Here is a 25,701-nt window from a genome sequence, read left to right as displayed (position 1 = left end):
AGTGGCAGGCAGGGCGTCACAAGCGGCAGATGGTCAGTCACAACACGTCGACAAGAAGTCACAGCGCGTCGACAACTCGTCACAAGCGGTGCCGTTTCAACGCTGAAGCCGGCAAATCGAACGGTTTGCATACATTGACAACAACTCTACGAGCTCGGTTTGGCGCGGGTTTCCGTATTTTGAACGGTTTTCTTTGTCTGACAAAAGAAACCGGCTCGGCGCAAAAAAAATCAAATAAAACAAAGAGATAGACGCACCCGCAGGGTGCGTCCTGTGTGGTGGCCTTAAGGGGGCCCTTAAGGGGCACGACGCGCATCTGCGGCGGGCGCATTAAGGGACACATTGAGGCCACCGGTGAGCGTCCGGGGGACGCTCACAACGTCCTGCGGACGGCCCCGCCGGCGCAGCCGGTGGGACTGGCCCCCCCCCTACACCAACACCCTCCCCAAAAGCCAATAGGCCGCCCGGAGGCGGCCTATTGGGTTGCAGAGATGGGTTACATCACCAGATGGTCTGAACGTGCGGGTAATCGCGAATCTTCAGGTCAGCAGATACCAGAGGTACCGAATGATGCCGTGCCGTAGCCACAATGATGCGGTCGGCAGGATCCTTGTGGAACTCGCCGGGCAGATCAACAGATTGAACTGAAATCCGTACATCCACCGGAACGAAACGAATCGCGGGCACCTCGGCAACCGTATCCAGCCAAGCCGCGGCATCTATGGTCAATGCAAGACGCCCAGCCTTGGCCAGCATGGCCACTTCCCAAGCACTGATGGCCGAAACCAGGATTTCACCGTCCTGCGCCTCGGCCTCGATAGCTTCGCGTGCGGCACGGCTCAGTTGCGAATCCCCTGCCGCCCACCACACCAGTGCATGGGTATCCAGCACGATCATTGCGCCGCCTCCCACGTATCCTCGCCGACCGGCGACAAGGGATCGTCAAACCGCAGGACGGAGCCACGCAGCACATCCAACGGATTGCGCTTGGCCACCGCCCGGTAGGGGCGGATTTCAAGCGCAGGCTTACCATGATCGGTCACAACAATGGACTCCCCGGTCGCTTCAACCTGCCGGAAAAGCTCGAGCGCACGCGCTTTGAACTCGGTTTTGGAAACTTGCTGGTTGTGCATGACGCCTCCGAAAATAGTCATTTCGCGTAGTCATTTTATCAGAAAATGACTACGCGAAATAGTCATTTTTACCGCCCCGACCTTCCCCCCCGAAATCGCGTCACCAGCCGAGTTTCCCCGGCTGGCATGACGATCATTCGCCCGCTTCGCATCCTATGTTGGGCAGAAGGGCAGGCAGCGCCGGCTGGCAGCGCATCAGTTCCGGCACCCAGCCCTTGCCTTCCAGCAACCGCTCGGCAGCGGCCGCCGCGTCGCCCTTCTTCATCGCCAACAACGGCTTGGCCTGTGCTTCACCCACTGCTTCGGCTACCACTGCGGCGATCCGGTCCTTACTGACATGGCCCAAGTAGGTCTGTACTGTCGGCGACCACCACTTGCCCATGTCCAGCCCCACCAGCGTAGCCAGCCTGTCCAAGTGCGCGGGGTGCGCATCACCGTTGTGACGCACCCGGTAGACCGTCGCGCTCACCAGCGCGGCCAGCAATTTGATGTTCTCGTCTTGCGGCTGCGCCAGCAGCCAAGGCAATACCGCTTCGCGCTCGGCAGGTATGCCGCCCATCAGTTGTGCGGCCTCCTTTTGCTGACTGGCCCAGGCGGGCGAGCCTTCCAGGTTCGGATCAACGCGCCCCAAGTCGTGAGTCGCCCTGGTAGCCGACAGATCGTAGCTGCGCACCAGATACGCCCGCTCCATGGCATCGCCCACTTCCGCCAGCAGTTGCTCAATCAGCAGGCACAGGGCCAGGTTGGGCCGTTGGATAAGTTCAGCCTGCAAGGCCATCACGCGCTGGGCCTGAAGCCGGTTGGTCAGCGCCTCCGAATGAACGGGCCGGGTCTTGACCGCTGGCAGGTCCACGGCGGCGCGCTCGCCGCTCTCTTTGGCCGCACTGCGCACCTTCTCGGCCATCGCTTCACGGTCCTCCTGGCGGATCAAGCCACGAGTCACGGCCAGATCGCCCGAATGGTCCAGGTGCAACACGGCGCCCGCCAAGGGCTTGAGGTCGGCGGGGTAGTCGTAAAGATCGCTGCGCAAAATCGCTTGCGCTCGCTGTAATCCAGGGAGAGGGAGTAGTCCACCCATCCCCAACCTTCGGCGACGACGGATTTGGCGAGCTTGGAGCGCTGCATTTTCGCCAGCGCCATCGACCGGACCTTCTCGGGATCATCCATGTACGCGTTGTCCTCGAACAGGTCACGGCGCACACTACCGCCAGCCTTCTCGTAGGCAGCGACCGTCACGTAGCGGGCCGCCTTGTTGTCGCCCCGCATTTCGGTTTCCGACAACAGTTCGCGAATGCGACTCGGACGGTGAAAGTAACCTTGCTTGGCCGCTTTCCATGCTGCCTCCTGGCGGGCGTGGTCGCTGACCGCAGCGAGCGCCTGCATTTCTTCCAGGCTGATCTTGTCTTGGCGGAAAAGCGCCATGAGCGCGGGCGACACGCCGCCCAGTGCCAGCAACTTCTTGACCGCCTTCTCAGCGGCCCCGTGCGCTGCCGCAATGGCCTCCACGGTCCAGCCATCTGCGCGCAGCCGGGCGTAGGATTCGAAGGCGTCGGCCGGATGCATCGCACGGCGGGCGATGTTCTCGATCAAGCTTGCATGGTGGGCGTATTCAGCAGCGATGACGAGGCATGGCACCATGTAACCTGCATCGAAAGCGCCATCGTCGATCAGCATCCCGATAGCGATGAACCTGCGCCCGCCTGCGCAAACCTCGTAGGTTCCCTCGGACGTGGCAACCACGACAAGGTTTTGCAGCAAACCGCCGATGGCCCGGATCATCGCCTTGAGTTCGGCCAATTCGGGATCGGAGGCGGCATCGCCTGCGCGACGAGCCTGATAAGCCTGGCTCAAGCGCAGTTGCGCGTACGGGATATCGGTGCGCAAGCATGCGGCGTGAATGGCGGCAAGTTCTTTGGTGTCCAGTTTCATGAGAATTGCTCCTTGTCGGATTGGCGGGATCAGTGCAGCCACGGCGAGGCATGAGCCTCGACCAAAAGTGCGATGAGCGCGGCAAGATCGCGCACGGTCATCGCGGGAAGCCGGAACGGCACACCCAGGGCGTGAGCCCGTCGCATCTCGTTGGCCAATCTGATAAAGTCGTGGTGCATCACGGTTCTCCTTGCTACGGAATTGCGGTGTCAGGCCCCTGCCGGTTGCAGCCGGACAGGGGCTATCTATTCATGGGTCAGAACGGCAGATCGTCGTCGGAATCACCGCCGCCGATGCGGCCGTCGCTTGCCGCCTGCTCGCTCTTGCGAGCGCCCAGCATCAGCAATTGCGTGCCAACGATTTCCAGGGCGTAGCGGTTCTCGCCGCTGTTCTTGTCCTGCCAAGGGCGGGTCCGCAAGCGGCCTTCGACGTAGACCTGCGCGCCTTTCTTCAAGTACTCACCTGCGACTTCGGCGGTGCGCTTGAAGAAGGCGACCTGATGCCATTCGGTTTTTTCGCGGCGCTCGCCGCTGGCCTTGTCGGTCCAGTTGTGCGAGGTCGCAATGGACACATTGCAGATTGCCGTGCCGTCCTCGGCATGGTGCACTTCGGGATCGCGGCCCAGATAGCCGATGAGGGTGACTTTGTTCAGTGATGCCATGACAGTTCTCCTAGGTAGAGGGAGGGGAAAAGAGGGGGATGCAGGCCCCTGCCGGTCGCTGCCGGACAGGGGCTTTTCATTAGCCGTGCAAGTGGCAAACGTCGATATCGCGGTCTTGGCACGATTGGCAGGAGGCCATTTCCACGGCCTCACTGGCATCCGCCCAGCCTGCTTTCCAGGCGCTGGCGAGCGCTGCGACGTCGGCCACCAGAGGCGGAATCTCATTGGTAGCGCGGCCGCTTTCAAAGTCGAATCGGCCTTGGCAATAGGCCTCGGCTTGCGCATCGCCGTAGCCGAATTCCTCCGCGTTGAGTAGCGCAGTGGTCCAAAGGCAGCGCGCTTTCAGCCCGCGCAGGAAAACGATGGGTACTTCCTGGTTCTCTTGAACTTCATACATTTGGATGCTCCTGGGTTGGTTTGTTGTGCTGACCTGGACTGAAGATTCCGAGCCCCTGCGTAGGTTTTCGGATCGGGTTTCGCAGTTCGGCGGCTGCGCGTTGTATGCCGCCCGTCCTGGTAGTTCGTCGCCCTTGCCGTGCTGGATCACGGAGAGACGACTGGAAAGGGCGGGCGCGGATGCCGCATGCGGAGCGCAGGCCGAAGGCCGAGCACCGAACGGGAGAGCACCCGGCGAAGCGAACCCTTGGAACGAGGAACGCAGTGATACAGTCGGCGGTTTAGGGCGCCGAACTGCCAGGACAGGCATTGCGCCGGCTCGATAGCGATCCCGGGCCGGCCGCGCGGCAAGCGCCTCTAGCCCGCGCCCGATGGCGCGGGCTCTATCTTTGGCGGCCGCTGGCCGCCGGCAAGCGATAGCGCGCAGCGCCGGCAGGCGCGAAGGCGTGAGCCGACCGTAGGGAGGGAAGGATGGAAGCCCGAAGGGGCGAGACTGGCCGGGGTTTGGCCAGGCTCGATGCGAAGCACGAGAGCCCGGCCCGGAGCCATCTGGCGTAGGGACACGCCCGAATGTTGGTCGCTTTAATGCGACACGTCAGATACGATCTGCAATCCGATAATCACCCACAAAGATCGGAGAATTCAATGCCCGAGACTCCGCAATCATCTACCCATCCCAAACATGTCCAGATTGGGCTCTATATCTTCGCCTTCGCCTTTTTTGCCGCAGGTTTCTATAAGGCCCTTCATGACAAGGCCGGCACGGCCTCGGTGTTATTGGTCGCAGCATTCTTTGTAATTTTTCTCGTCAACCCCGACAAGATCGAGCACATCAAAGGATTGGGCTTCGAAGCCAAGATGCGGACTCTGAATGCAAAAATGGATGAAGCCCAGGAGATTGTTCGCCAACTTCGAGCCTTAGCCGTATCAACGGCCCGCCACATCATCACGCTGGTAAGCTGCGGCGATGGCTACACTGAGACATATTCGAAGCAAACAGCTTGGGAGATGGTCGAGGCAGTGAGGCGAAGCTTAGTGGACCTAGGGATTGCGCAAACCGAAATTGACGAAGTCCTAACCCCTTACCATCAGCAGGTGCTGGCTCACTTCAAGGCTTCTTTTAGGCATCTTGTTTCTGACGGCGCCGTTCGTGTCGTCGTAATGCATCCCGCAAGCAGTGAAGCGGCATCCCTATCAGCCGAGCTGAAAAAATCATCGGACGTTGCCGCGGACCCGACTGAATGGCGGCGCATCGCTGCCATGGTAGCCAGTTTCAAACGTTCGACCCCTAACGACGTTTCAGTGAACCAGCAGGAGATGGTTGATCTTGCGGACGACCTGGCGCATTGGCAGGCGACACATCAACTACGACGTCCCGAGACGTATTTCAGTTGAGTCGCCGTCGACTCACTTCCGGATTGAACAGGAATCTCAAGGGCGACCGATCGGTCGCCCTTGTTTTTTTCATCTGCCCATTTTCCGAACCTGACGCCAGATGCGGAGCCGGCCCCTGAAAGCCGAACTGGGCCGGGCCGGACAGACAACTGCGCCGCTGCTACGATTGCAACCTGTATCTCGACTCCCACAGCTAGATCTCAAGGGCTTGCGCACGATGGCAATTGGAGACAGTAAGCGAGTCAGTCCAACGGACGACGAAATAGGCAATTTGAAGACGGCGGAGCAATGGATTGTGCGCTCTGCCGAGATTCTTCACGGCATATCTGCAGCAAAGTCGCCACGAACGGCCCTCCCTGGCGCAATGTTCATGCTCGCGGTTCAGTATCAGCACGGCATTTCGCTGCTTTGTCGAAATGGTCTGTACGCAGGTGCGTTCGCGTTGCTTCGCCCACTGACAGAGGCTATGTTTCGAGGGGCCTGGTTGCGATATGCGGCCTCCGACCAGGAACTTCGTGACATCGCGAACGGTAAGAAATTTCCTGATCGCGGGAGGATCGATCGCGACCTGCTAAAAGCAAAACCGAGATACGCGCTGTTGCGAGAGTACCTTGATCGCATTTACGACGATGTTCTGCATGACTTTTCCCATGGCGGGCACCAACAGATGTGGAGCCGAATACAAGACGGGATTATTGGAGAGGCCCACCAGGTTGGGAACGTGAAGAACCTGATCCACGCATCATGCACCCTCGGGTACATCTGCTCTGTCGAAATAGCAACTTCGTGCGATAGCCCTGCTCATGCGCAACGTCTGCAGGACCTCTTCCGCTCACTTTTCCCCAAACCGGAAGACCTCGATCGATTGGCCGAAAAGACCGTGGAGAACCCATGAAAGACTTTCTCAACATTACGTTCGCGGCGGTCGCCATGGCTTATCCCGCCGCGGCGGGTGCGCTGGCCGTCAGTAATGCCGCCGTCAACGCAATCCTGGAACGCACGATTTCGAACCGAAAGAGAGCAGCGGACGAGATTGCGATGCGCGAACTGACCGACGCCGGCACCTACGACGAGCTGATGAAGGACGTAGACAGTTTCGTCAGTCGGGCGGCCAGGTATTACCAGGCAGCAATCATTGGAAGCGCCCATGCGAACTTGCGCATCCTCGCCCGCATGGTCGTATGTGGCGGAGAACGCGCTATGCCCGCTGACGAGTTTCTATATCTTGCTCAAGTCATAGAGTCGCTGCGGCACGACGAGTTACTGGTGCTATCTTCATTCAGCCGGGCGCGGCGCCGTCGTGACCAGGACAACGCATTGGATTCCAAGCAGGATCTGTATGGCGCTGTCGAGGCCGACCTGCGCGGAATCTTCGAGAAATCTGAGCTGGATGGCTTGCTCCATGCACTTTTGCGCACAGGCTTTTTGACCACTAGGTCTGGTTATGGCGGGGCCCAGTGGAATGTGACGTCTTTGCTATTGCGCTTGGAGGCGACAACGCAGTTTTCACTGGTCGTCCGAGATGAACTCTCGCGTTCACATTAGTAAGCGGACGGATCTCGCGCCCGCCAGAACTGCTAGGGCATGATGCCCTTCTCTGCGAATGAGACGATCCTGCTGCCGGCCACGACGAAGTGATCGAGTACGCTGGTGCCCACCAGCGCGAGCGAATCTTTGAGTTGGCGCGTTATGTTGATGTCGGCCGCGCTCGGCTCGGCATGGCCGCTCGGATGGTTGTGCGCCAGGATCACGCTCGCCGCGTTGTGCGCCAGCGCAGCTTTGACGATCTCGCGCGGGTATACAGGCGCGCTGCTCAACGTGCCACGGAATGGCTCTTCATATGCGATCAGTTCGGCGCGTGGGTTCAGGTACATGACGCCGAACACTTCGTGCTCCAGACTGCGGTTCAACCGCAGCTGCAGGAACTCGCGCACGAGCTTTGGCGAATCCATCGGCTGGCCACGCTGGATCTCCTGCAGGACAACCTCGCGTGCCGCGGCGAGGATTTCTTTTGGCGCGGCCGGCCGCATCGCGCCAGCTGAATCTTGCACGAAGAGCGCGCCCGCGGCATGGTCGATGGTGTTGAAGGCGATGGAATACTGCATTGCTGGATCTCCAGTGCCGGGCGGGATTGCCCGGCGACCCTGGGATACGCTGCAGCGGAGCAGTCAAGTGACCTGCCGGCCCTGGCCGCAAGCAGCGCCGGCGCCGCCGGCGTTGCGCAGCACTTGACGGCGAGAGCAGCGTGTCACAATCGCCAAAGACGCAAGACCGCCCTTTCCCTCACTCGCGGCTGTCGATGCTGGCGAGGGGGTGTGCCAGGCAGGCCACAGTCCTGCCCGCGGCTGTAGGCGACTCCAGAAGCCGCGGTACGTGGGGGCTCAGCCCGCGCGGTAGCGCGGGCTCTCGATCAAGATTGGCGTTTAGTCGCGGATGGCACCCGCAGGTCGAGCTAGGATTGACTCTCTATCCAATGCCTGCGGGAGACTCGTCGACATGCGACTAGAGGACGGTCCAGGCGGCTCCTGGACAGTGGCCAATCAACAACACGTCTAGCTGGGCCGATAGACGTGCTCAACTAGGCCTACCCCTGGGAGGCCTTATGTGCAGCCGCTACCAGACGCAGAAGGACGCCGAGCTGCTGCTCAAGAAGTTCGGCGCGCCCTACAAGCCGGCCGGCGGCAAGTACGACATGTGGCCGCGCTACGCAGGCGTCTTCATCCGGCGGCCGGTCGAGCATGACGTCGGTGACGAGGCAGTGCCGGAGCGCGAAACGGTCGTGGGCCGGTCGGGCCTGATCAGCGCCATGACCAAGGCGGACGGTCTGGACAAGGCCGGCAAGCTGTCGACAGTCAATGCACGCAGCGAGACAGCGGCCAAGTCCCACACCTTCGGCAACGCCTGGCGCCGCGCGCAGCACTGCATCATTCCGGCCGATGCGATCTATGAACCCGATTGGCGGCCCGTCTATGAAGGCCGGAGCAAGACTTCGGTCGCTACCCGGTTCACCCGGGCCGACGGCGCGCCGCTGGGCATCGCCGGCCTTTGGGATCGCTGGCGCGACGCCGCCGGCCAGCTGCGGGAGAGCTACACCATGCTGACGATCAACGCGGATGAGGACCCGCTGTTCCAGGACTACCACCAAGCCGGCAAGGAAAAGCGGGGCGTCATCCTGCCCGAGGGCGCCTACGGCGACTGGCTCGCCGCGCCGGCCGATGCGACACGAGATTTCCTGGTGCCCTTCCCTGCCGACCGGCTGGTGGCCACGCCCATGGAGACATAGCCGTCAGCCTTTAACCTTGTCGCAAAGCATGATCGCGGCGGCCAGGGTCGGCTCCATGCCGTGGCGCGTCCCGTTCGCCGCCCATTCAGGCCCCGCCCAGTAGTATTCGTCCCTCTGCTGCCAGTCTGCCGCGTCGACCATGTTCCGTCCCCTATCGGCCTAAATCGGGGCCGAATTGCGCGAATCCTAAGACTGATTACACTGTATGTTCATACAGTATTTTTGAGCAAGACCGTGCAATTCCAGTGCAGCGTCCTACGCACACATTACCTCGGCGAGCGCCGCCGCGATAACGACCCTGGTCAGCCCGTGGTGGGGACTGTTCGCATGTACTCGATGCCTCACCAGGGCCTCAATCGTTACGTACCACGCTTGACCTTGGAGAGCCTGGCCAAGTTCGGCGCCACGATTCCCGGCGCAATCCCTGACCTGCTTGACCCACAGCTACTCACCTTCGGATCTGATCGGGGCATGATGGTCTGCGGCTTCGAGGAAATCGCCGGCGTGCGCTACTACCAGGGGTGGTGGATGCAGTGGATCAACGAGTAATTACCGAGTCGAGCCAGCGCCTCACACTCGCGCCGGCATCTGGGTTCATTTGCGGTCTGTCTAGCGGCTAGACCTCAGCCATCGCAGCAAAAGGACGTCTGTTTTGAAGTCCTTATTACAAATTGGGATTTGGTGAGTACCGGTGGGTATGTGGGTGAAACCCGGGTAGCCTGTGGGCATACCCTGTGGTCAAGCGCGTGGGCAGGCTAAGCCTGTCCACCGTTTGTCCAGCAGGGTTGTCCACGGGTCGAGCGTAGCGAGCCGGGTGGTCGCGCAGCGATCATCCACATATCCACGGGTTCCCTATGTTTACCTCAAGTCTTGCAGTTGACCGAAGATAATCACCAGACAATTGACGTATTTCGGCCAAGAGCGGTCGGTCACGACCGACAGGTTTCTAGTAGCCTAGCCAGGCCGTACTCTTTGAGTCGAGCATGGAACAGGTACTCTTCCGGCAACCATATGAAAACACCTAGGCTTCTCACAATTACTCCCTTGGCGCCGCATGGGTTAAAGAAATTCGCCCAGGCCGATTGCTGTACACCGAATTAGTGTTTTGGCAACGCTGCACTTGCAGTGACAAACTTCGATCTAGCTGAGCTCCATGTCCTTTGCTTTGTTGCGCAAGGCGACGACAAAGAGTATGGCCACGCCATCCGTGAAGAGCGAGGGAAAACTACTATGCCTGAGGTCTAACAGCAATATCGTCTTCGAATTGATCTCCGCTCCAGACTTTCTAGTCCGGGGATGCCTAACGCCTAGATACCCCCCGCCGTTTGCGCAGCCTGGTCAGCGATTTGCCATGCACGATTGTTTCTTTCGTAAAATGCATTGCCGGGGAACTAGAAAGGGGGAGCCGTGTCAGGATTCGAAGATGTGCGTCTGCCTAAAGGCATGGGGGCACCGCTGATGGTGCGCTTCGAATTTCGGCAGATGTTCGATCGCTGGTTGCCGGGATTGCGTCAACCGCGTTTCGTCTCCGAATCTGACGCAATGGTCGACGAACTGAGTCTACTCGACCTGTGCGAGCACTATCGATTGGAGTATCCAGGCGGCGCTGCGGACGTAGCCAAGACTTGGGACGAATCGAAGGAGCGCATTTCTGACGGGGGTCCAACGTTCTCTGACCTCGTGCATTCGGGCTGGGTGTCCTTCGACGGCGGCCGTTGGGTGATGCAGCGCCCACCTGTAGGCACGTTCTCGTATATTACCTACCCGAGCCCAAGCACAAAGACCTTTCTGATGGGGCTTCGCAAGCCCCGGCTTGTTGCGAGGACGGATACGCCGCCTCCGGCTGCTCAAGAACTCGCCGCCAAGATAATGGCTGAAGGCTGGCTCGACTCGCACATTCCTACTAAAGACCCTGACTGGCTTGCAGGCCGGCTGTGGGAACGACTGTGTCCGAAGTCGCAGCCTCACGCCGAGGACAATGGCGACAACACAGTTCGGGCAGCGGCTCCTGCTGAGGATGAGGCTCGTGGCTCGCCGACATTGCTGGGCGCTGATGTCGAAACTGTTGACCGAGCCTTCTTGGAATGGTCTGCATGGTGTGATGTCCTTGGCAATATCTGCAGATGGGGCATTGGCTGGGGGCGCACTGAAAGGCAGTATTGCCGTGAGGCTGCACACCGAGTCCTTGAGCGCCAAACCCTTTGGGGCACTTGGGACAACGACGCCGAGCGTTATGCCGACGTTCTCGAAAAGACATTTGCGATTCCACGGGATCAACTGCGGTATGGCGGAGCGCCGAGAACGGCAACGCCGCGGACATTGGTATTTCGGGCCGACTGGCTGAATTGGCCGGAGATTGAACATCTGATGATGACACGGCTCGGCGTGAGCACGGTCAGCTTTGCATTTGGCGTGCTTTGTTCCAAACTTGAGAAAACCGATACTGGGCCGAGCATCACGGCCGTGGCTGCGACTGTTATATCGTTCGCAGCCGATCACCCAATGGCATTTCAGCAACTCTTGTTGCGAGTCGATACCGTGCCCACACTCTTGGTAGACATGCTGATGCACTCGCGCGCTGCCAGTCTAGCTGCCAAATTGATCATCGAGTGGAAGTCGAAGTCCGGGCGGGATACTGACCGTAATGTGAGCCGTGACGCACAGACTAAAGCATTTGCAGTCCAAGACGCACTATCGTTCCTAGCTTACCACTTGGATAATGACGTACTTGACTCCGAAGAATGTGCGTCTTTGATTACGTGGTGCTATGACGGAGGCGCCGGAGGTCAGGGGGGCGTTGCAGATTCTAGGAGGACCGTTGGTCAGCAGCTTCTCAGGATGGTCGCAAAAGAAAAGGATGAGCTTCAGTCCGTCGTGCTGCAGTATCTGGTAGGCCAGATGGCTTACCAGGATAACGTGCCCCGGGCGCGCTTTGCGGGAGTGCTTCACGGACTGTGCTTCCTTTCTGGTGCGACCGAGGTCGACGTTCTGCCAATCGTCGCACTGTATTCAAAATTTGCACGCGACCTAAACCTGGATTGGACCGACGCATCCAGCTTGTCCGCAGAGTTGGCTGCGCGACTCGTCGCGACCGCATTCACACAAACGGTATCCGACCGCGATGCGCTGCTAGTGCCATTCGATAGTGCAAAGCTTTTGAGAGAGGCGCCAGAAAAGGAAAAACCTTCCCTGCACTCCTCTATTGCTAGAACATTGAGAGGACACGTACGGTTGCTTGCACGCGCCGTGGCCGGTTGGCCTGACGCCGACATACCGACGGAACTTTTCCGTGCTCTGCATACGCTCATTTCGCGTAGTGTCATTGAGCATGACGAAAAAGGGCGTGTCGGGGCCCTCACGGACAGGTACCGCCCAAGCCGCTATTACCTTTCACATGAAGAAGGATCGCCAGCTCAAGACCTCGCGGCTGCATGGCGGCGGCTGGACAGCAACTGTAAGGAAGCGATACTGCAGGCGCTTGCTCAGTCCGATGACCCGGTGCTTCTTGCCGAGCTTTGCCAGAACCTACCCGCCGAGGCGAAGCCTGATATCCAAAAAAGGCTGCGGCAACTGAAACCGGGAGAGGCTTCGACGCCTTGGACCTGGCCGGAGCTACAGCACCGTATCGAGTCCTTGCTGGTCGCCGGCGAATACGGACTTGCCCGGGAGCATCTGGATGAAACCCAGCAGAAATTAGACCGCGCGCCTTCGCAGTTTCGGCTTGGCTTTTTTGGCCTTGAGCTCCGACTGCTTCTGAAGGAGGAGAACTGGACTGCACTCGATGCCGCGATCATCCCATCGGAGCTGGATGCCCCTACGGCGCGACAGGCGCGAGACCAATTGGACTTCTACAGGGCGACCTCCCAACTGTTGCGTCCAGGCGGTAATCTAGCAGAGGCTCGACTCGTACTGCAGCGCCTTGCAGCGAGCCCCGGTGCAGCGGCTGCATATAAGGAGAACGCCTTCGCGGTTGCCATTCAGCAGCTTTTGAGGCCGTCTCTTCATCCATTGACAGGCGCAGACAAGGTGACTGGCGAGGGACTGCTTGCAGAAATCAATGCCGCAGTCACTGTGGACAAGAGTCTAGCTAGCGACGCCTTGCTCGCAAACCGTGCGCTGCTCATGCTGGCCTTGCAAAGGCCTGAGGATGCATTGGAAAGTGTGGCTGTACGCCGTCAGGAGAGGCGCAGCTCAAACCTCGAACTCATAACCGTACTTGCAAAGTCCGCGATGGGGTTACGGGGTGAGGCGATGGCGATATTGGATGCAGCCATCACCGAGTTTGGTACTGACGAACAGCTTATTGCGCTCAAGAACAAGCTCCAAGCTGGTGACGGCACATCTAGTGTTGCTTCAGCATCGGTCGTTGTCGATTCGGTTCAGTCCATTCGGGCCTCCTTGCAACAGTTGACCGAGCTTCCGCCGTCCCAGGTCGGTGACATACTCGGCCCACCTGGCCGCGGAGTTCGAGGCTATCTCATACGGCAAGTCTCACGTGCTGTTGCTGCTCTTCAACATATGGCAGCTATGCTGCGAGATCGAAAAAATCCGGAAGACGAGGCTAGGTTTGAGGACGATCTCAACACTGCTGTCCGAGAGGTGCTGGGGGCTTCGCTCGCAGTGGCGAAATGGGACGTGGCCGATCAGGCGCTCGGCGGAGCAACTGCAAACGGCAATCCTGGCGAACGAGACGCCGTTATCCGGGTGTCTGGTCAGGAAATCGCCATCTATGAGGCACTCGTCTGTTCCGGAGTTGAGCGGACTAATATCAAAGCGCATTTCGACAAACTGTTGTCATATGGTGTCTGCGACATCTATTTCCTCGTCATTTACTCGTACGCGAAGGAGATCAAACCGCTTCTCGATTATGTCGAAGAAATGCTCGAAAACGAGGTTCCTCGCGATCTCGCATACCTTCGCTGTGAATCTCTAGCCCCCCCCGATTACGAGACAAGCGGGTATATCGCCACCTATCGTGTCGACCACCTTGAAATCGCGGTGGCGTTCTTGATTGTTGACCTTAGTGCATCGCGGCCTCCCGAGACTTAGACGGCTGCTTCAACGGGCCAGAATGCGACTCTTCAGAATTAACGACTGCTTCGTAACGATCGGCCTGAGTACGCCGGCCCGCGAAGATGAATAGTAATCACTGCGAAGTGGACACTTATAGTCTTGGTCAAATTTTGGCTTTGGGTTAAAGCATCCTTTGATTGAAAACCGTAAGCGTGCGGCCGCCATTATGAGTTCGATCCAGTCGGCCCGGCTGAATGGGCACGATCCGTATGCCTATCTGAATGAAGGGAGTGCCTATGCGTCTGCAAACGCAGAAAACAGCCAGATCGCCGACCTGCTGCCGCATCGGTGGCAGCCTGCTGCGTAGGCTGAACCGTCAAGGGTGTGTTCGGCAGGCGCTCACGCCGCAAGAGTTTTTTGCACGCCTAAACTACCCGCTGAGATAGGATATCTACGCACCGGGAGATAAGAATGGAGAAGGAGTCTCTGTTGAATTGGTCATGGAATAGTCGTCCAACCACCGTCGAAGAATTCGACAGCATGATGACCTCGCTGGATGGACACCTCACGAGCCTGGGGCTACTGCCAGCGCAGCGGCCGCTAAATGCCTCGCTTGTGGTCTCATCCACATTGAGACTATCCGGAACGTTCATTCTTGGCGGCTCGAGTAACCGTGGGGAACCGTTCTCGCCCAAGGACCTACTCGCCCGCATCCACGACTGGTATGAAGAGATCTACGGAGAGAGGACCAAAATTGATTTTTCTCCAGGAAGCATTGTCGTATCGACACATGGAAACTTCTGGGAAATGAAAATACCCAGGACAGTGGGGCAAGTCCAGGCATTCATCAGTGCGGACCTTAGCCACGAAGGCAACCGTATCGCCACAAAAGACTCGCCTTTGGCTAAATTCAATATCCTCTGCTCGCTTCAAGGTATGACGCAAGCGTACGCAAATCGCCTGTCAAGTGATGATCTGCGCTTACTGAATGAGAAATTTCACACAGGCTCCGAAGCGGTCGCGTTCCTGGACGGCCTGGGAGGCCACGACCTTTTCAACGAAGCGCGTGGGGACTACAGACACAGTGTGGATGCATTGCTCACGGGCCGTGAATTGAGCAAGGCCCGATGGGACACTGCACAGTGCGCCGAGAAAGTACTGAAGGGTCTGTTAGCGCGGGACGGGCACACGTATCCGACTTCCGGCGCACAAGGTCACGATATCAACCACCTTGGTGGTTTAATCAAGCAGAAACTTGGCATCGAGCTACCAGCCACTGAATTGACGGTGGTCCACTGCTCCACCGCTGTCCGCTATGCTAAGGAAAGGAGCACTACCGAACAGGCTCTCGCGGCACATAACGCGCTGGTGAAATTGCTTAGCCTTCTAGCCCAAGTCTCAGTAAGAGCACCAACAAACTAATGACATCCCTGCGTTCTTGCGGCTATCAACCTGCTGAACCATCCGGGGGGCGTGTAAGCGCTCGCGTGATGTCATTATCAAACTAGGTTTTGAACGGCTTTCCCAACTAGCGATGCGATGAAAAATTTGGTGGATTGAATGGATGTCAAGAGCCGAAAACGAGTTTCAAGTCCGGTATCCACCGGCGGCGAGGGTGTGTTCTTCGAGCAACACGTCGCGGCGTACTGGCTCGCCCAGCTCCTTGTCCGAAGCATCCCGCCCATCCTGACTGACAGAGGAGTCACTGAAGTCCATTTCCAGACCGAGCATCTTGGCTTCAACACCGACGATTTCCTCATTATCTGCGCACGTGCGGGCGCACCGCCCGCACGGCTCGTGGGGCAAGTGAAGCGTAGCTTCACAATCAGTGCGGCCGACGAGGAATGCAAGAAGGCGATTGGCGATTTCTGGAAAGACTTCAAGAAGGCCAAACCGTTCAATCCCGAGCATGATCGCTTCGTCCTGGTCACTCTGCGCGGCACGAATACGTTTCTCGAGCATTTCGTTGGCCTACTGGACTGCGCGCGGGGCGCGGTCGACGCCAAAGAGTTCCAACGACGGCTATCACTCGACGGATTCATTTCGAAGAAGTCCGTCCACCAGTGCAACGAGCTCTGCCGGATTGTCAGCGTACTGGATGAAACACCCATCACCGCTGAAGACCTGTGGCCTTTCTTGTGCGTGCTGCACGCCCTGAGTCTCGACCTGCATACATCCACCCGCCAGACCGAAGCGCACACGAAGACGCTCCTCGCCCTCAAGACTACCGAACCAGACCCCGTCGCCAGCGCAAAGTCTGCGTGGGACGCCCTCCTGGCCTTCGCCAGCGAGGCCGGACCGTCCGCGCGGAGCTTGAAACGCGACGATCTTCCGTCCACCCTCGTCCAGGCGTACGGAGAGGTAGGCGCGAACGAGCAGCGCGTACTGACGACACTGAAAAGCCACACAGAATTCGTCTTGCGGAAAATCCGCACCACAATTGGGCCTGCCTTCCATCTGCAACGCGCTGGCATCGTCCAGAAGGTACTTGCGGCCATAGACGCGAAGCCGGTTGTCTTGATCACAGGTCCGGCTGGTAGCGGTAAATCAGTCATCGGCAAGGAAGCGGTTTCTTTTCTCTCACGCGAGTGCTTCGCCTTCGGATTCCGGGTCGAGGAATTCGCCGTCGCTCACATCGACGAGACACTCCACAACAGTCAAGTTCCGGCGCGCATCACTGAGCTTCAGGCCATCATGGGCGCACAAGGCCGCAAGGTGCTCATCATCGAAAGCGTCGAGCGCCTGCTCGAAAAGCCGACGCGCGACGCCTTCAGCGACCTCATGACGTTCGCACGAGGCGACGACGGCCTCGGTGTCATCATGACCTGCCGTGACTATTCCGTGGAGCAGGTGCAGGCCAGCTTTCTTCAACCTGCAGGCATTGACCACACCGTCATCGAGATTCCACCACTCGACGATACCGAGTTGCAGGAACTCCAAGCCGCCTTTCCGTCGTTGGCAGTGCCGCTTGCCAACCCCGCACTCCGCGAGATCCTGCGCAATCCCTATTTCATCGACAAGGCATTGCAGATTCCGTGGGACGGGGGATGCCCGCTACCCAAGAACGAGCGTGATTTCCGGGCCGTCTTCTGGAGGCAGATCGTGCGTGCCGACCAGAATCCGGCCAGCGGCATGCCGCGCCTGCGCGAAGAGGCCTTGCAGGAGCTCTCCGTGCGCAGGGCGCGCTCGCTTTCAGATTATGTATCTGCGAAAGGAGTCAACGCCGCGGCCATTGCCCTCTTGAAGCAGGATTCACTTGTCGTTTCGCCGGACAGCAACGCGCTGCTCGTCGCAACTGCACACGATGTTCTTGAGGATTGGGCCATCTTGCAATGGATTGAGGAACAACACCTCACGCATGAGACATCGTTAGATTCTCTGTCCTCAGCGATTGGGCCACACCCTGCGATGCGCCGCTCTTATCGGAAGTGGATTGCCGAACTGGTGGATCGTGACGCACCCACAGCAGACCGGCTGTTCAGCGCGACCATCACGCAAACCAACGTGCCCGGCCAGTTCCGCGACGACACGCTGGTGTCGCTGCTGAAGGCTCCGTCCGCCACCGAATTCCTGACACGGCACGAGGCCGAGCTGCTCGCCAATAACCGTGCCATCCTCAAGCGGATCATTCACCTCCTGCGCGTCGCTTGCGCAACATCGCCTGCCTGGCTTGCCGGCATGGGCGGCTACAGCTCGACTCTGAGTGTGCCTGAAGGCACGGTTTGGCCAACCGTCGTGGAGCTGGTTCATCGCAACATCGGCAGCTTTGGATCGGAAGACGCGGCCGTGCTTCTCGCATTGATCGAGGATGCCGTGCGCGGCATCAGTTGGTGGGCGCCGGACATCGACGGCGCCGAGCATGTCGCCGGCATTGCCCATTGGCTCCTGCCACGATTTAACCGTTACACAGGCAGAGACACGCGCAAACGCATTCTGAAGGTGATTGCGAAGATTCCGAAGGCCGACCCCGCACGCTTCGAAGCGGTCATGCGTGGGCAAGTCATGGAGAACCACCACCGCGATCCAGTCGCCGAAGAATTCCGCCACATCCTCCTTTCGGGCCTCGATGGCGCGCCCTCCGCGCGCGACCTGCCGGACCTTCTGATCTCCGTCGCGCTGGATACCTTTCTCGCCACGGAAGAGTATCTACGTGCGAAACCCTATGGCCAATCATCTGTCGACATTGACCTTTACTTCGGAATCAAGGAACGCCTGCACCATGATTTCTTCCCTGCCAGTGCCTTACGAGGGCCGTGGGTCAACCTGCTGACGTACCATCCGAGAAAGGGCCTCGACTTCCTGATCCAGGTCTTCAACCACAGTGCTGAGTGGTACGCGCGTCCGCGTCTCCCTACCCTTCTCGAACCTGCCTGGGAAGTCGAACTCACATTTTCCAACGGCACCTCCCGGAAACAATGGGTTAACCCCCGGCTCTGGAGCCTCTATCGCGGGATGAGCGTCGGTCCTTACTTGCTCCAGTCGCTGCTGATGGCCTTCGAGAATTGGTTGCTCGACTACGCCAAATTTCACCCCGAGGAACTCGACGCGCTACTGCTCGAAATTCTTCAGCGCAGCGACTCCTCCGCACTCGCAGCCGTCGTCGCAAGCGTGTCGACCGCCCATCCTCACCAGGCGGGCGAGGCGCTTTTGGCGTTGCTATCGGTGCAGGACTACATCGAGATTGACCTGAGCCGAATGGCTAGCGAGAGCCGGACTTCGAACCTAACAGGATTTCTCCCGACTCTCCGCGCCGAAAACAAGATCTACGAAGATGAGCGAAAAAGGTCGAACGCGCTGCCGCACCGCAAGCATGACCTTGAAGCTGCGATCGCAAACCTGCAATTTGGCCCTCTGGCCCCAAAGGTTCACGCTATCATCGACCGTTACATCGCTGCGCTACCTGCGCAGGAGAAACGCAGCAGGCATGACCTCACTTGGCAGCTCGCTCTCCACCGGATGGACATCCGCCAGTACGACGTGGCCCTCGAGCAGTCCGCAGGGAATGAAACATCGGCAGCGAACGGCGAGGGATCTCCGAAGAATTTCATCCGCCTCGAACCCAAGCCTCCCGCTCCGGAGGTTCAGCAACTCATTGACGAGAGCACGAAGAAGATGGGCGAGATGAACGCCCGCCTGGGTGTTTACATGTGGGGCATCCAGATCTTCCAGCGCGAGGCTGGCTCTGCGGACCCTGCTCAGTGGCGGGGAAAGCTGGCAAGTGCAAAGGATATAGACCGCAGTGCGGAACATTCCGACAACAGCCACAACGCTCCGGGATTTTTGGCTGCCGTCTGCATCCGCGATCATTGGGACGAGATGTCGCCGGAAGAGACTGCATGGTGCATCGACGTCACCTGCTCAGAAATCTTCAGACACGCGGACAGGTGGGAAGCCATCGACCGCCTGCAGCAGTTTTCGATGTTGGCTGATCGTCCCTGCGCCTTCGTCGTGCCGCTGCTGCTCATAAAGCCCTTGACGGAAGCCCAGAGGCTGCGTGTGCGCCAAGCCTTTATCACCGCGCTGACCCATCCGATCGAAGAGGTTCGCTCGTACGCCATTTGGGGAATGAACGACAAGGTACGGGCTGCGAACCCAGATCTTTTCCTTCGCGTCGCTAATGCCATCGCCGCCGAGGCCGCTCTTGCCGACCTCGATTGGAGCGCAGAGGAACTGAAGCATTACAACGAGCGGCGCAAGCCGGGCACGATCGCTGCCCACGCGGCCGCGGACGTCCGCCGGCGATTCTGGGCTGAAGGGGACTTTGCCGAAGATGCGCACGTCAGGTTCGACACTACCGGGATGTTCGGATCCGACGCATACGGGAAGGTTCTCGCGATCCTAGGCCAGGTTCCTGACGAGCCCCTGGCCGTGGCCGCCCATCGTCGTGCCAGTGAAGACCTGCTGGAGTGCTGGCGCCGCGAGAACGATCACTCTCCCGACCGGCACGACCGGAGCTTTCACAGAGAGCGGACCATGTCCGACCACGTTCAACAATTTGTGATGCGCGCTTCGGATGCTGATGCCGAGCAAGTCCTTCAGCCGATGCTCGAGGCCATTGAGTGGTATCCGCGCGAGGTATACAACGTCATCCAGGGATTCACAAACAGCGAGGACAGTAATCCTAATACGCCGCATTACTGGTTCCTATGGAACCTGTTTGCCGCGCGGGTCAAGCGCGCCAATTGGCTCGCGCATCTGGACGAGGACCATCCACAGGGCAGCGAGGTACTCTCCGCAATCTTTTTGACCTCTTGGTGGAAAGACAATGTCCGTCACTGGCGAAGCCTTGAAGGCTACGCCCATAACGTCGACGCCCTCTTTGATGCACTGCCGCCTGCCTGGATCGTGCTAGATAGCTACGCCCGCTTCCTTTACCACATCGGCGAGCGCTCCATGCCCGCAGCGTTCTTGCGCATCGCGAACGCGCTTAGGCGCGGAGATCCCGCCGACATGCTGCGCGAGTCCAATACAGTATTCATACTCGAAGTTCTTCTCCAGCGGCATGTGTACGCACGACCGCTGGAACTCAAACGCGATCCTGCCCTGCGCGAGGCGATCCTGTATGTGCTCGATGTTCTTGTCGAGACCTGTTCTTCCGCTGCGTTCAGGATGCGGGACGATTTTGTGACGCCGGCGGTCTGATGCTACACAGTCTTTTGCCAAAAAAGAGTGAAAGACTCGCCGTAGGCTGCCTAAACCAATTCCAGTGAGCATACAAGGGTCAGCGCCACTTCCGCACGCACCAACTCGACTTCGTCAGCAATGCCAGGTCGATTGCAAAGCACACCCGTTGCCTTATCGATATACGGATCGTGGGCATGGATGGGATATTTCGCCATAGCCCGCCCCTTGAGGATTAGAAAAGGCCGGCCTATTCGTTTGTCGACTTTTGGCGGAACTCGCCCGCAGCGATCCTCGCCAGGACGCCTTCAATGACGTCGGCGATCGTCAATTCGCCCGTCACGACGCGTTCCAGTTCTGCGATGGCCGTGGCGTCGGGCTCCAAACCTTCGAGCCGTTGATTAGCCACCGCATTGTCCAGGCCGCGCTGGAGCTCTCGCAAGGTAGCTTGGTTTTGCATGGATCGCCTCCGCAATCTGATTCACTCATTGTAGGCCAGACGCACGAGATACTTCCATCGCTTCCAACGGCCTTTTGCCTGACGATACCCAGTGCTTACATCAGGTTCCCGACATTTCATTCGCAAGGTAGCGACGGCGCCTTCTGGATCCCGACGAATGTCTTTTAGGGTAAGTTCGTCTCAAATTGAGCGATCTCCCGATCCCTCTCTCGCAGTTTTAGGCTAAACATCGCAGCATCCCGTGTCAGACGCTCCGCGCTGGACACGCCCCCCCTTCAAGCATCCACAGAGACCTGAATTTGTGTCGCAGGAGGACTATCTATTAACGATGTGGCTCCTCAGCTTCCAAGATCACCGCACCACTCTAATAGGCGATAGGCATGGCCCCAAAGTTGATCGGCAAACGAGTTAAGCAACGCCGGACGGAACTAGGACTCTCTCAGAAAATGCTGGGGCGCCAGATCAACACCACCCAGGGCGCAATCTTCAAGATCGAGCGTGGGGCTGCAACGCGCCACCTACCCGCGCTTGCGAAGGCCCTTGGCGTCAGCATCGATTGGTTAGTGTATGGCGAAGGCGAGGAATCCTCGCGCTGTTGGCCCTTCGAGGTGTCTCGCCTGAAGGACTTTGAGTCGCTGCCCCCGAACAAGAGGCAGGAACTGGACATTCGCCTGGCCGGCTTAATCACCCGTGCCTTGGCATCAGAAACCTCAAGTACGAGTACCTAATCCCCTACATACAGGTCATGCGCGCCGGTTGGAGCTCGGCCGCATAAGCATCATCTTTCGATTGCCAGCCCACAAGAGAATCAGTCTGAATTCACGCCGACTGATATTCCTTGCCTGGCCGCCTTTTGTCAGAATGACCAAGGTAATTAGATTTTCAGCGCTCTGACTGCGCCTAGACGAAGTAGTCAGGCATTGTTCATTAACAACTCGCTATCAGAAATCGCGATCGCCAAACGAGATCGCGATGGATGTCCTGCGTCCGCTGAGAAGCGCCGCGAAGGGGAGTTTGCCGCGAGGAATGAAAGGCCCTGGGGACGAAAACAAGCGGAGAAAAGTCGACCTGCGACCGCCGGCCGACCTCGCACAAAGCGATTGGCTCATTCGAGCCGCGTCTTCGCGAGCGCCCAGAATCGATCGATGGCGGCGAAAATCGATTGATGACCACGAGGAGAAGTCTCGAACCCATCGCCATTGCAAGCCGTGAAAGACCGGGAGTTGTGCAACAGGCGATGTAGGGCCAGGACAGAGCAGCAGCTAACGCTCTCACCTGGCCCCGGAGCCATCCGCCAGATCGCTTGCGATGACAAGCGGGCTGACGCATGGCACTGGAGGAACGCATGCTGCAAGCCACTCATAGCCCGTGCACTAAGCACCTCACTCGATTGGGTAGCCCCTTCAGGTCCCATCTATTCCAGGTCTTGATTCTGGGCGGCGATCCCATTGAAGTCTGCGCAGATCACGCCGATCAAGCCCTCGCGTTAGCCCGCCTCTGGGGATACGCCACGCGAAGCACTGCGATCAAGATCCATTGACTGAGCGTATATGACAAGAAAAGTCCGATAAGCCGCATGTCATTTGGCCGCTGAGCAAAGCGATCCAATACCATCATCAACTCGATGATGACCATTGAATTCTAGGGCCCGAGCGATGAGAAATCCCAGCCACCAATACATTCAGGGCTTTGTCGAGCACAGCAAGTCAGCTCTTTCCAAGCCTTCGGCTACCGTGTCGCTACTCACGCCGTTTCCTGAGATTTCAATACAACGCCTTCCATTGCCCGAAATCGGTCGCATCATTCGAGGCGTCGAAGACGTCAGCTGTATTGTGACGCCGGCAATAACGCAGCCGCACCAGACAGTTACGCCGAGCCTGGACTATACCTACGTGCGGGACCGCCTCACCGGTCTGATATGTTCGACCATGCAGGTCCACTACGAAGTCGGCTACAGCGCAATCTTCATACGCTTGGCTGCGGAATTGACGGAGGGTGGCGTTGGCTACAACGCCGTTCTGCAACATGAAACCGAGCGCGTGGGAATTTACCGCCAAGACATGGCGGCCATGCGGGATCGAGTGGCAACTGCCCTCGAACACGTGATAGCGGGACAGTACTTAGTATCGACAACGTTGGATGAAGCTGTAGCCAAACACACAGCCATCGCAAATAGTCTTGCGCAGACAACCATCGCTCCAGCGATGAACGAGATCGAAGTAGCGCTGCGCAATCATGACAATAGCCAAGCAGTGGCAACGATCAACGCCAAGCTCGTAGAAAGTGGCGAACTGCGCCAGCCTCTACTGCACATGCTCTCGGAAATGGGGCGCGTCAAGGTTGACGACAAGTAGTCCAACAATCCAGTCGTAGATCTAAGCGAACGTTTCATCCGCGACCAGCAGGACATGCGAGCGGCATAGCGAAACTTCGCTCACAACCATGCTCTCGCGGTAAGGCCCGTCATCACGGGCACGATCCGTATGCCTACCGCGGGACGCGCCCACGCGCCTGTCCACGCAGAAAGACCATCAGCCCCCCCATGAGAATCCTACTTTTGATGATTGCCGTAGCCGCTGCAATCGGCGTTGCCCTGACTCTCAAAGGCTGCCAAGAGGATTGCGCTAAGCAGGAATTCGCTACCGCAAATTGTGCCGTTTGGCAGCGCCCTGGAAATCACTAACATGCAAAACAGCAACCTAAATCGCCCTGCAGGACTTGCCCGGGCAGCAGGGAACGGCGCCATTGCGGTGGCGACCTTCGTATCTGCAATCATAGTCATGGTGGCGTTACTGGCGTTTGTCGTGGCGAATTGGCAGCGCATCATTTGGGCAGTCACGTTAGGCAAAAATTTCTGGGGCGGATTCACGATCTCGGCGCTTGGGCTAATTTCCGCTGCATGGGCCCTCTGCACGTGGACGCAACTTGACGAAGAAAAGCACTTCCGCGCGATCGGGTGGCTGAAAGTTGTCGCCGTGGTCGGGTTCGGCCTTTCGCTGCTGGTGCACTCCAGCCTGTTCTGGCTTGGGATTAGAGGTGGCTTTGGAACCCTTTCCCTTGCTCGTCAGGTCGCCCTTATGGGCCCGCCTGGCTGCTTGGCTATGTGGCTGGTTTACCAAACATATGCCGTTATTGCTGAGCATTCTTGAATGCCCAAAGAGTGCTGGGACAGCTTCCGTCAACAAAGCTGACCGTTCGCATACAGGCTCGGCTCTGGAACGATAGGCTCCCGGGCCCGGCCATCCCGCGAACGGAGGAACCGAACATGGATCGAAGGCTCTACCCGGTGGAGTTTACGGTGGGCGGACAAGTTCGCCCCTACTCCCCGCAATTCCAAACCGAAGAGCAGTACGCCGAAGCATGGAAACGGGTGCTGCTTCTTTCCCATGGCAAGGCCGAGGTACGCTGCCTCTGCCCTGGCGTGGGCGATAAGCGTCTTTCGATCCACAGCCGGTCCCGCTCCGATCGCTTCCACCTGGCGCGGTTCCCGGAAACGGGCGCCGAACATAGCGAAGACTGCGTTTACTACGGTGTGGACGCAGCCATGTCAGGTCTGGGCTCATACCGGCGCGGCGTGGTGCAAGAACTGGACGACGGCGCCACGAAGATCAAACTGAAGGTCGGCCTACAACAACGGGCGGCAACGGCTCCCGAGGCCCCTGACACGACACTCCCCAGCAATGCTAAATCGCCGGCCTCGCGCTCGCGATCGAGCCAGGCCAGCATGAGCCTCAAAGGCCTGCTCCACTTCCTTTGGACGCAAGCTGGGCTAAACGCCTGGTCACCCGGCATGGAAGGCAAGCGCAATATGGGTGTTGTGCACCATCATGTCATGCGTGTCGCCATGACCACATATGCTGGCCGAGTGCGGTTGGCACAGAACTTGATTGCGGCTACGCCCACCAGCTCTGGCCAGCAGGCCAGCTACAACAGGGCGAAAAGCCTGGATGCCGTGAGCCACCGCCGGCGGCTGGTCGTTATCGCTCCCTTGGCACAACATCAGGAAGGCATGGAGGGAGCGAGCACTGTGCCGATATCGGGATTCCATGGAATCCCGTACTTGGCGCTCGAAGAAGGCATCTGGCATGCGCTTGAGCGCAGTTTCAGTCGCGAGTTGGATGCCTGGCGTGCTGGCAATCCGGTCGTCGCCATTGCACAGACCGACCCGCCGAGGTCTTCGGGCGGTACTGTACGCGCGCAAGTTGTCGACGCGGCGTTGATGCATGTGACTCGCGAGTGGATCCCAGTCGATTCCGGCTACGAAGCGTTGATCGCGGACCAACTCGTTGCGTCAAAGCGCCGATTCGAAAAGCCGCTTCGCTTTGACTCTGGTGAAGACGCAACCTTTCCGGACTTCTGGCTCAAGGACATGGAGAGCCCCGTGCCGCTGGAGGTCTGGGGTATGGCCACCGCTGAATACCAAGCGCGAAAGGCCGAAAAGGCCGCGTACTACGACAACACCTATGGGAACGAGGGATGGTGGTCTTGGAACGCCGCTATCGGCGACCCGGTACCCGAATTTCCTTCCAGGCCATCGAGCCGTCCATTGGTCCTGCCCGGCAAGGCATCCCATCAATCAGAAGGTGGTCAACAATGAGCTTCGCCCCACGTTTGATTCGAATCGGCAAAGCACCGGCGTACCTATCCATGAGCCGGGCCGTATTTGACGCTGAGGTCCGCCCTCTTCTCCAAATCATCCCCATCGGCCGCCAGGGAAAGGCGATCGACGTGCGCGAACTCGACGCCTGGGTAGATGCCAAACGTGCTGGCAAGAATTATCACCAATTTGACAAGCCCGCAGCTCCAGGCA

Annotated in this window: 21 protein-coding genes and 2 pseudogenes; 13 read left to right on the top strand and 10 right to left on the bottom strand. The window is 58.7% G+C overall.

The window, feature by feature from the left end; all coding sequences use genetic code 11:
• Positions 1–501: 501 nt before the first annotated feature.
• From ACN6O8_RS09800 to ACN6O8_RS09770, 7 genes and pseudogenes are all read right to left on the bottom strand, one after another.
• Complete coding sequence (locus ACN6O8_RS09800; RefSeq protein WP_427989721.1) at positions 502–897, bottom strand: type II toxin-antitoxin system VapC family toxin; 396 nt, start codon at positions 895–897, stop codon at positions 502–504.
• The gene (locus tag ACN6O8_RS09795) at positions 894–1,133 is read right to left on the bottom strand and encodes a type II toxin-antitoxin system Phd/YefM family antitoxin (RefSeq protein ID WP_427989720.1); all 240 of its coding nucleotides are present in this window, start codon (positions 1,131–1,133) and stop codon (positions 894–896) included. The genes ACN6O8_RS09800 and ACN6O8_RS09795 overlap by 4 nt, the downstream gene beginning before the upstream one ends.
• Before the next feature lie 133 nt (positions 1,134–1,266).
• Positions 1,267–2,109 (bottom strand): hypothetical protein, encoded by an 843-nt coding sequence (locus tag ACN6O8_RS09790; protein WP_427990859.1) that lies wholly within the window; start codon positions 2,107–2,109, stop codon positions 1,267–1,269.
• Positions 2,073–3,062, bottom strand: a complete 990-nt coding sequence (locus ACN6O8_RS09785) for a ParB/RepB/Spo0J family partition protein (RefSeq protein WP_427990858.1) — start codon at positions 3,060–3,062, stop codon at positions 2,073–2,075. Before ACN6O8_RS09785 ends, ACN6O8_RS09790 begins: the two co-directional genes overlap by 37 nt.
• A 29-nt stretch (positions 3,063–3,091) precedes the next feature.
• Entirely contained in the window at positions 3,092–3,241 is a 150-nt protein-coding gene (locus ACN6O8_RS09780; protein ID WP_427990857.1) for a hypothetical protein, read from the bottom strand.
• Between the two features lie 95 nt (positions 3,242–3,336).
• A pseudogene (ssb, locus tag ACN6O8_RS09775) lies at positions 3,337–3,723 on the bottom strand (single-stranded DNA-binding protein); the annotation flags it as partial.
• A 79-nt stretch (positions 3,724–3,802) separates the two neighbouring features.
• A complete protein-coding gene (locus ACN6O8_RS09770) occupies positions 3,803–4,120 on the bottom strand; it encodes a hypothetical protein (protein WP_427990856.1) in 318 nt (105 codons plus the stop codon).
• 644 nt (positions 4,121–4,764) lie between these two features.
• Between ACN6O8_RS09770 and ACN6O8_RS09765 the strand changes: the two genes are divergently transcribed.
• The 3 genes from ACN6O8_RS09765 (at position 4,765) to ACN6O8_RS09755 (ending at position 7,059) form a co-directional block, all read left to right on the top strand.
• Positions 4,765–5,514, top strand: coding sequence for a hypothetical protein (locus ACN6O8_RS09765; protein ID WP_427990855.1), 750 nt, complete (start codon positions 4,765–4,767; stop codon positions 5,512–5,514).
• A gap of 370 nt (positions 5,515–5,884) precedes the next feature.
• Positions 5,885–6,409 (top strand): DUF6988 family protein, encoded by a 525-nt coding sequence (locus tag ACN6O8_RS09760; RefSeq protein WP_427990854.1) that lies wholly within the window; start codon positions 5,885–5,887, stop codon positions 6,407–6,409.
• A complete protein-coding gene (locus ACN6O8_RS09755) occupies positions 6,406–7,059 on the top strand; it encodes a hypothetical protein (RefSeq protein ID WP_427990853.1) in 654 nt (217 codons plus the stop codon). Before ACN6O8_RS09760 ends, ACN6O8_RS09755 begins: the two co-directional genes overlap by 4 nt.
• Positions 7,060–7,091: 32 nt before the next feature.
• Here ACN6O8_RS09755 and ACN6O8_RS09750 read toward each other — a convergent pair whose 3' ends face one another.
• The gene (locus tag ACN6O8_RS09750) at positions 7,092–7,619 is read right to left on the bottom strand and encodes a JAB domain-containing protein (protein WP_427990852.1); all 528 of its coding nucleotides are present in this window, start codon (positions 7,617–7,619) and stop codon (positions 7,092–7,094) included.
• Positions 7,620–8,116: 497 nt separating this feature from the next.
• On the opposite strand from ACN6O8_RS09750, the gene ACN6O8_RS09745 reads away from it, so the two are divergent.
• The gene (locus ACN6O8_RS09745; protein ID WP_427990851.1) at positions 8,117–8,797 is read left to right on the top strand and encodes an SOS response-associated peptidase; all 681 of its coding nucleotides are present in this window, start codon (positions 8,117–8,119) and stop codon (positions 8,795–8,797) included.
• A 3-nt stretch (positions 8,798–8,800) separates the two neighbouring features.
• On the opposite strand, the gene ACN6O8_RS09740 is transcribed toward ACN6O8_RS09745, so the two are convergent.
• A complete protein-coding gene (locus ACN6O8_RS09740) occupies positions 8,801–8,938 on the bottom strand; it encodes a hypothetical protein (protein ID WP_427990850.1) in 138 nt (45 codons plus the stop codon).
• A 231-nt stretch (positions 8,939–9,169) separates the two neighbouring features.
• Here ACN6O8_RS09740 and ACN6O8_RS09735 point away from each other — a divergent pair, with 231 nt between their 5' ends.
• The 5 genes and pseudogenes from ACN6O8_RS09735 to ACN6O8_RS09715 all read left to right on the top strand — a co-directional run bounded on the left by ACN6O8_RS09735 (position 9,170) and on the right by ACN6O8_RS09715 (position 20,452).
• Positions 9,170–9,346 (top strand): hypothetical protein, encoded by a 177-nt coding sequence (locus tag ACN6O8_RS09735; RefSeq protein ID WP_427990849.1) that lies wholly within the window; start codon positions 9,170–9,172, stop codon positions 9,344–9,346.
• A gap of 876 nt (positions 9,347–10,222) precedes the next feature.
• Positions 10,223–13,846 carry a hypothetical protein gene (locus tag ACN6O8_RS09730; protein WP_427990848.1) on the top strand — a complete coding sequence of 1,208 codons (3,624 nt, stop codon included), beginning with the start codon at positions 10,223–10,225 and terminating at the stop codon, positions 13,844–13,846.
• A 160-nt stretch (positions 13,847–14,006) separates the two neighbouring features.
• Positions 14,007–14,177 (top strand): annotated as a pseudogene (locus tag ACN6O8_RS09725) (transposase domain-containing protein); the annotation flags it as partial.
• A gap of 173 nt (positions 14,178–14,350) precedes the next feature.
• A complete protein-coding gene (locus ACN6O8_RS09720; RefSeq protein WP_427990847.1) occupies positions 14,351–15,232 on the top strand; it encodes a hypothetical protein in 882 nt (293 codons plus the stop codon).
• Between the two features lie 138 nt (positions 15,233–15,370).
• On the top strand, positions 15,371–20,452 hold the full coding sequence (locus tag ACN6O8_RS09715) for a hypothetical protein (protein ID WP_427990846.1): 5,082 nt from the start codon (positions 15,371–15,373) through the stop codon (positions 20,450–20,452).
• A gap of 229 nt (positions 20,453–20,681) precedes the next feature.
• Here ACN6O8_RS09715 and ACN6O8_RS09710 read toward each other — a convergent pair whose 3' ends face one another.
• Entirely contained in the window at positions 20,682–20,891 is a 210-nt protein-coding gene (locus ACN6O8_RS09710) for a hypothetical protein (protein WP_427990845.1), read from the bottom strand.
• Positions 20,892–21,271: 380 nt separating this feature from the next.
• On the opposite strand from ACN6O8_RS09710, the gene ACN6O8_RS09705 reads away from it, so the two are divergent.
• The 4 genes from ACN6O8_RS09705 (at position 21,272) to ACN6O8_RS09690 (ending at position 25,488) form a co-directional block, all read left to right on the top strand.
• Positions 21,272–21,619: a helix-turn-helix domain-containing protein gene (locus ACN6O8_RS09705; RefSeq protein WP_427990844.1), complete on the top strand. Its 348-nt coding sequence runs from the start codon at positions 21,272–21,274 to the stop codon at positions 21,617–21,619.
• Between the two features lie 927 nt (positions 21,620–22,546).
• Complete coding sequence (locus tag ACN6O8_RS09700; RefSeq protein ID WP_427990843.1) at positions 22,547–23,245, top strand: hypothetical protein; 699 nt, start codon at positions 22,547–22,549, stop codon at positions 23,243–23,245.
• Positions 23,246–23,575: 330 nt separating this feature from the next.
• A complete protein-coding gene (locus ACN6O8_RS09695) occupies positions 23,576–24,040 on the top strand; it encodes a hypothetical protein (RefSeq protein ID WP_427990842.1) in 465 nt (154 codons plus the stop codon).
• Positions 24,041–24,156: 116 nt separating this feature from the next.
• Entirely contained in the window at positions 24,157–25,488 is a 1,332-nt protein-coding gene (locus tag ACN6O8_RS09690; RefSeq protein ID WP_427990841.1) for a DUF1173 family protein, read from the top strand.
• The last annotated feature ends 213 nt before the right edge of the window (positions 25,489–25,701 follow it).

This window comes from Achromobacter sp. (assembly GCF_050285565.1).
Classification (GTDB): Bacteria; Pseudomonadota; Gammaproteobacteria; order Burkholderiales; family Burkholderiaceae_B; genus Achromobacter.
The sequence above is the reverse complement of the archived record's forward strand: the minus strand, read 5'-3'. Positions and strand labels throughout refer to the sequence as shown.